Raw genomic sequence first — 12,387 nt, forward strand, 5'->3', positions numbered from 1 at the left:
CTCTCCTCCCTATGTTCGGATTCATGTTGGATTCGTTTTTCCACCCACCAAGACTAGCAAACGCTTTTGATGGACACCACTGGAAATTGGACAGTTTAGAAGAATTTTACCAAGTCTTTATTGAGCTTCAAATCGGCTTTATTCTCATGTGTCAAAGAGATTAGGGTTGGTAAAAGACGCCAATGCCATTGTGGACACGAGCGGCTGATTGGGGAGGACGGTCAAGAATCTGACCGCCCAGATACAGTGTCGTCGAACTTCCGCCGTCTAGATTCAGGGCGTTGGTCGCGCCAAGCTGCTTCATGATATTGGCAGTGTCGCCTAGCGTTGCGCCGACTCCGCCGATTCGATCTTGGACGGCAACAATCAGAATTGTGCCATCCAGCGTTTGTCCGATCGCACTGCGGGCTGCTTTCTCTTCAATAAAAGCTTTACTAAATCGTTCTGCTGTGGCATCTAATACAGTTTGCCCATTTTGGAGGAGTAGAGGTCCTGCGCCAAGGATAGTTGTATAGTTAGCTAAATCGGGAGGCGTCAGACTCACTTCGAGTTGAACAGGCGCAGCTACTGAAAAAGAACTGGCGGCACTTCGATTTGACCGCAGCACAAGTAAATATCCATTCGAGGGAATTGCAGCCGAACTTCCAGCTTTCTCTACGGTGGTTTGCTCAATGACTTGATTATTTTGAACAGGAACTAAAATTTCGTTGTCCGAGAGGGTGGTGTAAGAAGTGCCCCATGCGGGAGTGTAACGGGCAATTCCAGCTTGAACATAGCCACTGTTAAGCGTTGTTAAGGGAAAGCGTTGATTAGAGACGATTGCAGTTTCTTGCAGCACTAATCGATCGACCCTTAGCTTGCCATCGGTGTTCCAAGCAACGACGCCACGGCTCAGAATTGGGCTAGATAGCCACTGATTATTGAGGCGAATGGCTCCGAGGGGGAGCTGATTAATGCGATTAAAGAAGCCCCCGTTAATTGCTGCGATCGTGCCTGTCTGCTGAGCCGTTTGCAGCAACGGTGCAGTCCCTGGAACTCTATCTGTGTTGGATAGCACTGGACGAAAGCTTAACTGGGGCTGCTTGGGATTGACCTCTAACCAAACAGTGGGAAACTGGGCATCTCCAACCCTAATGTACTGCTGCCGCCATCGCACTCCGGGTAGCCAAGCGATGTCCTTTGCGGCTAGGTAAGGAGTCCCGACATCGACAATAATGCGATTGGCTTGAGTTGTAATTTGTGGACGCACGCGCCAGGGAATACCAATTCTCAAGCGAGTTTGAGTCGGTGATGTTTCGATTTGCAGCGTTCGGATTTTGTTAGCAGGACTTGGCTTAAAGACTTGAGGAGGAGCAAAGCCAAGTTGAGCATTCAGAGTCAGTAGAAATTCGAGACTTTGGGGATCAACTTGCCAAGGAGTTGATCGATCGAGATCAATCGTAATGCGATCGCCCCAAGGCTGCTGCTCTTGACGAATGGCTAAAACCTTTGCGGGTTGAGTTGCGATGTTTAAGCGATCGCCATCAGCCTGCAACTGCCAGCCATTTTTCTGAGCAAGCTCTGTGATGTCGAGGTAGCGAGAGGTTGAATCGGCACGCGTTGGAAGAACCGACGTTGTTGCATCTGAGAACCATTGGATTGGCTGCTGGCTCACATTCGTTGTGCTAAGAAGCTGAACTCCGAAACGCTGAGTTAAGGCAGCATCACTGATGCCGATGCGAGAACTACTGCCAGCTTGCCACTGAGTCCAGGCTGCGTAAAACGGTTGACCATTGAGAACAATTTGACGGTTGCCAAACGGTGTAGAAAGGGGAGTAGAAGGAGAGAGAGGAGTAGAAACCGAACGCTCTGGCAGAGGTTTTGGGCTTAACGTTGGCTGAGGAGTAGAACCAGGAGAATCTGCTCGACTAGGGAGTGGAATCAGCAGCGTGACGAGCATCAAGATCGCTACCTTTGAGGGGAATGTTTTCCCTAGAATCAAGGATTTGAAACGGTTTAACCGAATCTGTTTGAGAATGTCAATCTTAACCACAACGTTTTCTAAAGCCTCGAAACTCATTCAACGATCGCCGCCGCGTATTGTACTTGAAGTTACAGCTTGAAGTTACAGATTGTTAGTGCTGTCGAATCGATGCGGCAAAGAGTTCCAACGCAACGGTTTTTTCAAAGGGTAGCGAAGCGTTGATTGTTCCCAATCTCTAAACCACGACAGAGATTGTCAAGATAGCGTTACATGCTTGTTGGCAGATGGGGATTGCTATGCCAATAAATTTTTTATAATATTCTTAACTCAACCTTTATAAAAAGTCGGCGAAGTTGCCTGAAGGATACTCCTCTCCCTGATCTACTGCTGCTCCATTGAGTTTTGACGGTTACGATTACCTCAACGTGCAGCTTTGCAAGAACGCTTGGCAAGTTTTAGAGGATTGAGGGCATCTCTAACATGGATTTGTATAGAGCTACTAAATTCTAAGCGCAGCCTTAGCAGGAAACCTGAGTTGCTTAAGCGGTGTGATACTGAAGATTCGATGAACTAAATGTCTGTTCGTTGACAAGTGTATGAATAGTAGGGCTTGACTAGCAGTTTTTTTTACTCGATTGTTGGATCTACGTGATCTTGATCGGCATTCTCTTCATATAAAGTTTCTGACGAAATCAGCCCTTAACCTAATCGTTTACGTTGCTACCAGCGTGAGCGCCTTCCCCGTCCCTAGCCATCAACTACATCTTTCATTGAAATGAGTGGAATGAACCATCCCATGACTAACGTAAGTGCAACATCTGAGAATCGATCGCAGGATCACCAAAACGCGACATATGCAGGTCAGCGGTGGCTTGTGGAAGAGCGGGATGCCTGTGGTGTGGGCTTTATTGCCGATCAGCAGGGACGAGAAAGCCACGATCTGGTGTTGAAGTCGCTGACGGCGCTTTCTTGTATGGAGCATCGGGGAGGATGTAGCGCCGATCGCGATTCTGGAGATGGCGCAGGGGTGATGACAGCAATTCCTTGGGCAATGCTGAATGAATGGGCGACCTCGACGGGGACATCGTTGCCGTCTGAGGGCGTGGGTGTAGGCATGATGTTTTTGCCCCAAAACGGCGCGATCGCGTCAACATCACGTCAGACGGTCGAACAAATTGTCGCTGAGGAAGGATTATCGGTTTTAGGGTGGCGAGTGCTTCCGGTTAACCCCGATGTATTAGGCGTTCAAGCCCGTGAGAACCAGCCTCAGATCGAGCAGATTTTGGTTCAGTCGGCTCAGCTTCGGGGAGATGACTTAGAAGGGAAGCTGTATCTGATTCGCAAGCGCATTGAAAACGCCATCGCGAAAGCGGCAGACTCAAATTCTGGACTGGAAGAGTTCTACGTTTGCTCGTTTTCTAGTCGCACGATCGTCTACAAGGGCATGGTGCGGGGAGAAGTCTTGGGTGAGTTTTATCAGGACTTTCAAAATTCTGCTTATCAAAGTGCGTTTGCTGTCTATCACCGCCGATTTAGCACCAATACGTTACCGAAATGGCCGCTTGCTCAGCCAATGCGATTGCTCGGACACAATGGTGAAATCAATACTCAGTTGGGTAACGTCAACTGGATGTTGGCCCGACAAGAAGATTTGGCGCATCCTTGCTGGGGTGAAAAAATCGAGGCATTGAAGCCCACTGTTAATCCAGAGAACAGTGACTCTGCTAGCTTGGATAACGTTTTAGAATTGCTGGTGCGATCGGGACGGACTCCGATGGAAGCCTTGATGATCATGGTTCCAGAGGCGTATAAAAATCAGCCTGATTTGCAAGAGCATCCTGAAATCATAGATTTCTACGAATATTACAGTGGCATTCAAGAGCCGTGGGATGGACCGGCGCTACTGGTATTTAGTGATGGCAAGCGAGTTGGAGCAAGCCTCGATCGCAATGGGTTGCGTCCTGCCCGCTACAGCATTACTCGCGATGGCTATCTTGTCGTTGCGTCTGAAGCGGGCGTCGTTCAGTTGCCAGAAGATGAGATTGTTGAGAAAGGGCGGCTTGGTCCCGGACAGACGATCGCGTTTGATCTAGAGTCTCGCGAAATCTTGAAAAATTGGGATCTGAAAAAGCGGGTCGCGGCAGTTCATCCCTACGGAGACTGGGTGCGCCAAAATCGGCGATCGCTGCAATCTCAAACCTTTATTGACACCGCAGAAGCTAAAACTCAAGCGCTATTGACGGCACAAACCGCGTTTGGCTATAGCGCTGAAGATGTGGAGATGACGATTCAGGAAATGGCGGCACAAGGAAAAGAGCCGACATTCTGTATGGGGGATGATATTCCTCTTGCTGTTCTGTCCTCACGTCCTCACGTCCTCTATGACTATTTCAAGCAGCGGTTTGCGCAAGTGACGAATCCAGCGATCGATCCGTTGCGCGAAAAGCTGGTGATGTCTCTGACAATGCAGCTTGGCGGACGCGGCAACATGCTTGATGCAAAGCCAGAATATGCCAATTTGCTGCTGCTGGAATCTCCGGTGCTGAGTGAGCCTGAACTAGATCAAATTCGGCAATCGGGATTCGAGACGACTAGTTTATCAACGTTATTTGAAGTGTCAGAAGGGCCGGAAGGACTGAGACGCGCTGTCACTCAACTGTGCCAAGACGCGGCTGAAGCCGTTCGGGCGGGTCAGAAGATTTTGATTCTCAGCGATCGCTTAGATAAAAACGGCAACTCGGCTCGTTTGACGGCTGAGCAGAGCTATATTCCACCGTTACTTGCTGTAGGTGCAGTCCACCATCATCTGATTCGTCAGGGGCTCCGAATGAAAGTGTCGCTAGTCGCTGATACGGCTCAAGCTTGGAGTACCCATCATTTCGCATGTCTAGTCGGCTATGGCGCAAGCGCCGTATGTCCGTATCTGGCGCTAGAAAGTGTGCGATCGTGGTGGTCAGATCCGAAAACCCAGACGATGATGGAGCGCGGCAAAATTAAAGCGGCAAGCTTAACAGCAGTGCAAGCAAATTATCGCAAAGCGGTTGAAGATGGACTGCTCAAAATTCTCTCGAAGATGGGAATCTCTCTGCTATCGAGCTATCAGGGCGCACAGATCTTTGAAGCGATCGGCATTGGCGGCGACCTGCTGAACATGGGATTTTGTGGCACCGCATCTCGCCTAGGCGGACTGAGCGTGAATGATCTGGCACAAGAAATTCTGTCGTTCCACAGTCGCGCCTTTCCAGAACTGAGCGCGAAAAAACTAGAGAACTTTGGATTTGTGCAGTACCGTCCGGGAGGCGAGTACCACATGAATAGTCCAGAACTCGCAAAGCACTTGCACAAAGCGGTGGAAACTAAGAGCTTCGATCATTACGAGCTGTATCAGCGGCATTTAGCCAATCGCCCGCTAACAGCGCTGCGTGATTTGCTTGACTTCAAGAGCGATCGCCCGTCAATCTCCATTGACGAGGTAGAATCTGCCACAGAAATTGTGAAGCGGTTCTGTACCGGAGGAATGTCGCTCGGAGCCCTGTCTCGTGAAGCTCATGAAGTGCTAGCGATCGCGATGAATCGGCTGAACGGCAAATCGAATTCGGGTGAGGGCGGCGAAGATCCGGTTCGCTTCAAGGTGCTAAACGACGTAGAGCAAGGACTTTCGCCTGTCCTGCCGCATCTCAAAGGCTTGAAGAACGGAGACACCGCCAGTTCATCCATTAAACAAGTTGCGTCTGGACGATTTGGCGTCACGCCAGAATATCTGATGAGTGCCAAGCAAATCGAAATTAAGATTGCTCAAGGGGCAAAACCGGGTGAAGGCGGTCAGTTACCAGGACCAAAAGTGAGTCCTTATATTGCCATGTTGCGCCGCTCGAAGCCGGGAGTGACGCTGATTTCGCCACCGCCGCACCACGACATCTATTCCATTGAAGATCTGTCTCAACTGATTTTCGATCTGCATCAAATTAATCCCAAGGCGCAAGTCTCGGTGAAATTGGTGGCAGAGGTGGGAATTGGCACGATCGCAGCAGGCGTTGCGAAAGCAAATGCCGACATTATTCAAATTTCTGGACACGATGGCGGCACGGGTGCGTCTCCGCTTAGCTCGATTAAACATGCGGGTAGCCCTTGGGAACTGGGTCTAACCGAGGTGCATCGGGTGCTGATGGAAAATCAATTGCGCGATCGCGTCCTGTTGCGGGTCGATGGCGGCATCAAAACCGGCTGGGATATCATCATGGCGGCGCTGATGGGCGGTGAAGAGTACGGCTTCGGCTCGATCGCCATGATTGCTGAAGGCTGTATCATGGCTCGAATTTGCCACACCAACAACTGTCCCGTCGGCGTTGCTAGCCAGAAAGAAGAACTGCGGAAGCGCTTCCCTGGCACTCCAGAACATGTGGTCAACTTCTTCTTATTCATTGCGGAAGAAGTGCGATCGCTATTAGCTCGACTCGGATATCAATCTCTAAGTGACCTAATTGGACGCGCTGATCTGCTCAAAATGCGGGAAGGCGTGGAACTGACCAAAACCAAGACGTTGAATTTAGATTGTTTGACTCAGCTACCTGATACTCGTAACGATCGCAGTTGGCTTCAGCATGAGACCGTTCACAGTAATGGTCATGTGGTCGATGACGACCTGCTGGCAGATGCCAAGGTGCAATCGGCGATCGCCAATCAAGCTAATTTGACCAAAGACGTAGTGGTGGTGAATACAGACCGGACAGTGGCGACACGAGTAGCCGGTGCGATCGCGGCGAAATACGGTAACTCTGGTTTCAGCGGTCAGGTGACGCTGAACTACACAGGCAGTGTCGGTCAAAGCTTCGGCGCGTTTAACCTACCTTGTATGACGCTTAACTTGGTTGGTGAAGCCAACGATTATGTGGGTAAAGGGATGCACGGCGGCGAAATTGCGATCAAGCCGTCTATTGATGCAACCTATGATGCTTCTCGAAATGTGATCATCGGCAATACTTGCTTATATGGCGCTACAGGAGGTCGTCTTTTCGCCAATGGTCAAGCGGGGGAACGATTTGCCGTTCGCAATTCCCTAGCTGAAGCGGTTGTCGAAGGTGTGGGCGATCACTGCTGCGAATACATGACGGGCGGTGTCGTAGTGGTTCTGGGTCGGTCGGGTCGCAATGTGGGCGCAGGCATGACGGGCGGACTCGCTTACTTCTTGGATGAAAATAATACCTTCCAAGCAAAAGTGAATCCTGAAATTGTGAAGGTGCAACGGGTGACCACACCTGCGGGTGAGCAACAGTTAAAGGAATTGATCCAAGCGCACAGCGATCGTACAGGTAGCCCGAAAGCGAAAGCCATCTTAGCGGACTGGTCGGAGTATTTGCCGAAGTTCTGGCAGGTCGTACCGCCGTCTGAAAAAGATACGCCGGAAGCAAATCCGGATGCGGTTAAAGTTGCAATGTCCGTGTAACTTGCAGCCTGCAGAAAAGCGAAAGCGGGGATGCGATTTGTGTCCCTGCTTCTTCAAAAACTACTCAAGATAGGTTACTGGGTCATGTTCTAGACCTATTGATATTCTACTCAGAAGGCTTTGCTAGAGTTGGCTTTGGTGATTTAGCTCTATTCATTTAGCGTAGTACCCAATGAATCGAGTATTTAGCAATTCCTACAAACCTATCAATTTGTTGGAGTTGATTTCTGCGCCAAAAGCAGCGAGGAGGCCCCTGGTATCCCAAAAGTAGGGATGAAATCTAGGTAACGGATTATCGATAATACGGAGTTAACGAGGTTAGAAACCGCAAATCCCTGGCGAATCGCCTCGTCTCCGCTGCTATTCTGTAGCAACCATTGACGCAACATTAGAAGGGGAATATATGCGTGCCCCCACTGCACAATTTGCTTTACTTCAAATCCCGATGCCTGCACTATGGAGCTTAGATAGGAGGAGGAATAGCGCCGATAATGTCCATCTGCTGCGTCATAAGCAGAATACAGATGTTGGCGCATCGGCACTCCGATGATTAGCCAGCCATTCTCTATTAGGTGGTCGCGAACGGCTTGTAAAAACTCGACCTCATTCTCAATATGCTCCAATACATCCATCATGAACAGGACATCATAACGATGCACCATATCGGGATGACGTTGAAGGACGTTGTAAATATAAAGGGTTCCTGGCAATGGTGGACAAAGGTGTAGGGCTTTGTCATTCAACTCAAAACCATCGACTGCTCGGTTGTACTGTTGTGCCAGATGGCTCAGAATCAAGCCGTTACCACAGCCGATCTCACATATTTGAGATGCTCGACGAACCCAAAAACTGAAGTGCCGATCAAGCACCGCATTGCGATGACGCACCCAAAAATGATTTGCCTTGCCGTAATCAAACCAAGCATTTGCCATACTAACGTTGGCAGGAGAACTCAACTTTACAATTTGATTAACTACGCTCATGGTTTCTCCAATCTTCCGAGTGTTTCTGCAATAATAAATCGGGGTCTGCCTTTAGACTGTTCAAATAACCGCCCCAAATACTCGCCAATGATGCCCAACATCATCATTTGAAGTCCCCTAAAAGCAAAAATCATTAAAATTAGCGTCGTGAATCCTGGCACTGACCTCACGCTTGACCCTGCAACCTAAATGTTAAAAACATATAGCATGAGGTAAATCAATCCCAAAAGAAGGCAAAGGAGAAACGTGATCAAACCTAGATATAGGGAGAACCTCAAGGGCTTAAGAGAAAATCCTAGAATGCCATCCAGCGCTAATCGTATCAAGCGTGTGAGGTTATAACTAGTTTCTCCAGCAACGCGATCGGGACGGTAATAAGGCACTCCGACTTGGTTCAATCCAATCCAAGCCCGCAATCCTCTAATGTAGGGATAGGACTCCCCCATATTGGCTAGTAATCTTGCGGCACGTGACGAATACGCACAAAAGTCTCCCGCATCGAGGGGAAGGTTTGTACTAGAAAGCCAGCACAGAACGCGATAAAAGCTCCAGTAAGCCAGTCGTTTGAAGCGGTTCTTGCCCTCGCGCTTTTGGCGAATGCCATATGCAATATCAAAACCGTAAAGTACCTGATGCACTAGTTCTAATGCAACACTGGGTGGATCTTGTCCATCAGCATCCATGACTAATACAATGCAGCCATCCGGAGCATAGGCTAGCCCTGCCATCACTGCTGCTTGATGCCCAAAGTTTCGCGAAAATGCCAAACAGCAAACCTTACCCCGGCTCCCAATCAGTTGAGCGATAATTTCGCGTGATCGATCAGAGCTGCCATCGTCTACAAACAACAGCATGGGCAGTGCCATACTGCTAAATGCCGCGTCAATTTCTTCTACAACCCCAGCTAAGGTTGCTTCTTCATTATGGACAGGTAAAACAATAACAACTGAAGTGTTATTCAAAGAGTGTGACATGAATGAGTTAGCGCTTTTCAGAAATAGAGAGGTGAGATTGGGCGCGGAGTAGAACGTAGCCCAAAACGAACAATGCAGCCGTACTTATGCCAACGCCTACATGAAAACTCTGAGGCTTGAACTCGAACTTGACGGTGTGACGTCCTTCTGGTAGAGACACTCCGCGGAGGACATAGTTCGCAGAAAAAAGATGGGTTGATTTGCCATCTATTGATACTCTCCATCCAGGGTAGTAAACATCGCTCAACACCAAGAAAGCGGGTGCAGTGGATTCTGTCTGGACTTCTACCTGAGTATCAGAAATGAGGGTAGTTTTGGCAGTAGCCAGCTTCTGGGGCAAAGACTTGAGTGTGAAGTCTTCTTCAGTTAAGGCAATTTGGCTTGGATCGTAGGGACGACCGTCTGGAAGCTTAGACGTTTTGATCGTTCGTAAGATGTCTTCTTGAGCCATGGCAACCACTTCCGGAACCAACCAAGCACGAGGCATTGCCTGCTGATTTTCGTACACAATCGCATCTCCAACAGTTTCAACATACCGCCACTTAGAAGTATTGTGCAGATTCCTTGACTGGTCAGACAGCAGTAAGGAATGATCGGTGTCATCAATCAAACTGATTTTTTTTACCATGATGACACCAGGCCCACCGGTCCACTGTAGAGAGAGGGTCTTGAGCGGTTGCGTCTGATTTAATTGCAGGATACTAACATAATTGTTGCTGCTGCATGTCAAGTTCTCTCTCAAAACTGGGACACTTGAAAAGACAGGGGCGCGCTGATGCCGCAACTGAGGTTTGATATCGGCACAATCGGCTGCCCATTCAGCCGTATCGGGTCCTGCTTTTAGACTCCGATTTTCGATACGACCCTGAGTATCGGTGATAGAAACATTAACCACAGGTGTCAAATTGGGAATCGTCGTTGAACAGGCAAGCGAAGTTACGAAGCCAATCGCTGTTGTTCTTTGCTCCGGTACATTGAGGGTAATAGACTGAGATAGATTTGTGGCACAGTCTCCAGAGCCAACCGTTAAAGATAAATTCTCATCAGACCAAGCAATACCCTTCCGCTCAATGCGGACAGGTGTTGGCATAAACAGGTAGCGGACTGCCATCAGGTCTAACGAGCGATCTGACTTATCTAAACTCGCTGTAGACACAATTCCATCCGCAGAAATGGAATACAACTGGCTAATTCTAGCCAATGTCATTGGGGTATAGCCGCTTGCATTGGGAACTCTCCACAGTCGAGATAGATTCGGGATAATCTCACTGAGGCTGCCCAGATATCCGCTCATTGTTAAGATGCGCTGCTGGCTAGACTCTGTCAACTGCTGATATGTTTGAACAGAAGCAGTTGGAATTAGAGCGCTTGGTTTAGAGAATAAATACTGCCAATACGAGAATTGTCCAAAACTGCCTAAATCAATCAGCAAAGCGATGAGTAACGCAAGGTAACTCCATCGAGATTTGCGGCGGCTCCAGTATAGGAGCGTTGCAGCTGAAACCACGAAGACAACTAATGGTACTCCGATTGCAGGATTTGACCAAGGCAGTAACGGTAAGCTATCTACTCCTGCACTTAAAGCTTTAGTTTTAAGTTGCTTAGAAAATAGAACAATTGCCCCTAAACTAGCCAGCATCACGCTACCACTAGCAAACACAATTTTGAGAACGAGGCGGTGGGGTGCGAGAAATCGTTGCATAGATGCAACCCCCAACCCAGCTAAGACACTAAATGCTAGGTCAACCTCTACAAAATGCCGGCCCTGAGCACGAAACTTGTTGTAGGCAGGGATGAAATGATAGACAAGTTGAGCTAAGGGAGTGCTATTTCCAAAAGCAAGGAGCAACGCCAGTAAGCCTACACCCAACCAGAACCAGACCATTTGCCTGTTGCAGTAGGTGTAGACTGCGATCACCGCTAGCATTACAGGCAGCAAGCCTACGTAACCCGTTAGTTCTGCCCAATTCCATTCTCCCCAGTAGGCAATTTTGTAGAGGGAGGGGGAAGAATCAGGAGCAGCAGAATGGACAAATTTTCCTGTGAGGTATGGGAATAGCAACAGACCTGCCTGCCAGGCAGGTAAAGAGAAGCCTACAAAGTTTTGGAATGTCATCTCTGACCGTAGACTTAACGGGGCTAGCTGGACAGTAGGAATCAGTTGAATACTGGAGAGCAAGATACCTAAGCTAAATATGCCCGACGCAAGGCGGTAGTATTTCCATCGTCCGTGTGGGGCCGTCCAGCCAAACACAATCCCATAGGCGATCGTTAAGCCAATGCCATAAACTGAGATTTGTGGATGTCCTGATAAGAAACAGCAAGCGACTGAAATTGTGCCGACCCCGAACCAGAACTTGTCAAATCGATAGCGGAGCCTGTCTAGTGCCCATATTATCAGCGGTATCCAAGCAGCCGCATGAATCATGGTTGTATGGTACAGGTGAGCAATCATAAACCCGCTCAAACCGTAAGTAAACCCTGATATTGTGGCGGCTAACTTGGACTGAGTTAGGCTATGGACGTAGCCATAGGTAAAGCAACTGGCGAGGACGTAGGCGCAGATTACAAAGCTGTTCCAGGCGTGGGGCAGTAGCGAGAACAACAGAGATAACGGATACCAAGTCTGAATTTGCGGATCGGCAGCAATCGGAAATCCCGAAAAGAGTAACGGTGTCCACAGTGTGCGGGGGGAGGAGAATGCGGGCAAATAGTAAGCCAATGCGTCTCCATACGCCAAGAGACGATTAAAAAGGAGGATTGGCGCGAAGAAGATGATGTAGAAGGCTGAGAAGCCTAAGAGAACTGAAAGGACATGGGTAATAGAAGTTCTATAATGACCAAGCTGGTTCAATATTTCTATTCTGTATGTTTGTTGGTGCATTAAGAGTTGTTGGGAAATAGTTGAGGATGAGATCGAAGTTCGGACTACCCCGATTTGTCATGCTGTCATCTAGGTTGTGTTGATAATTACAGCCTTTTTCGATCTAGTCAGGTACAGTAGCAGCAATGCGTGAACCAGGC

Annotated in this window: 5 protein-coding genes; 1 reads left to right on the forward strand and 4 read right to left on the reverse strand. The window is 48.8% G+C overall.

Translation table 11 applies throughout. From position 1 onward, the window contains the following. Window positions 1-160 precede the first annotated feature (160 nt). Window positions 161-2,059: a phosphodiester glycosidase family protein gene (locus AC5JLB_RS25100; RefSeq protein WP_495876554.1), complete on the reverse strand. Its 1,899-nt coding sequence runs from the start codon at window positions 2,057-2,059 to the stop codon at window positions 161-163. A 700-nt stretch (window positions 2,060-2,759) separates the two neighbouring features. On the opposite strand from AC5JLB_RS25100, the gene gltB reads away from it, so the two are divergent. Continuing rightward, on the forward strand, window positions 2,760-7,406 hold the full coding sequence (gene gltB / locus AC5JLB_RS25105; RefSeq protein WP_495876555.1) for a glutamate synthase large subunit: 4,647 nt from the start codon (window positions 2,760-2,762) through the stop codon (window positions 7,404-7,406). Window positions 7,407-7,612: 206 nt separating this feature from the next. On the opposite strand, the gene AC5JLB_RS25110 is transcribed toward gltB, so the two are convergent. The 3 genes from AC5JLB_RS25110 to AC5JLB_RS25120 form a co-directional block, all read right to left on the reverse strand. Beyond that, window positions 7,613-8,389 (reverse strand): class I SAM-dependent methyltransferase, encoded by a 777-nt coding sequence (locus tag AC5JLB_RS25110; protein WP_495876556.1) that lies wholly within the window; start codon window positions 8,387-8,389, stop codon window positions 7,613-7,615. A 185-nt stretch (window positions 8,390-8,574) separates the two neighbouring features. After that, window positions 8,575-9,351 (reverse strand): glycosyltransferase family 2 protein, encoded by a 777-nt coding sequence (locus tag AC5JLB_RS25115; protein WP_495876557.1) that lies wholly within the window; start codon window positions 9,349-9,351, stop codon window positions 8,575-8,577. A 19-nt stretch (window positions 9,352-9,370) separates the two neighbouring features. Then, window positions 9,371-12,085, reverse strand: a complete 2,715-nt coding sequence (locus AC5JLB_RS25120; RefSeq protein ID WP_495876558.1) for a YfhO family protein — start codon at window positions 12,083-12,085, stop codon at window positions 9,371-9,373. Between the last annotated feature and the right edge of the window lie 302 nt (window positions 12,086-12,387).

The sequence above is a fragment of the Myxacorys chilensis genome (genome assembly GCF_059505265.1).

Coding starts and splice junctions, on each gene's coding strand:
- AC5JLB_RS25100 (WP_495876554.1), bottom strand. CDS start 2,059: ATGAGTTTCGAGGCTTTAGAAAACGTTGTGGTTAAGATTGACATTCTC.
- gltB (WP_495876555.1), top strand. CDS start 2,760: ATGACTAACGTAAGTGCAACATCTGAGAATCGATCGCAGGATCACCAA.
- AC5JLB_RS25110 (WP_495876556.1), bottom strand. CDS start 8,389: ATGAGCGTAGTTAATCAAATTGTAAAGTTGAGTTCTCCTGCCAACGTT.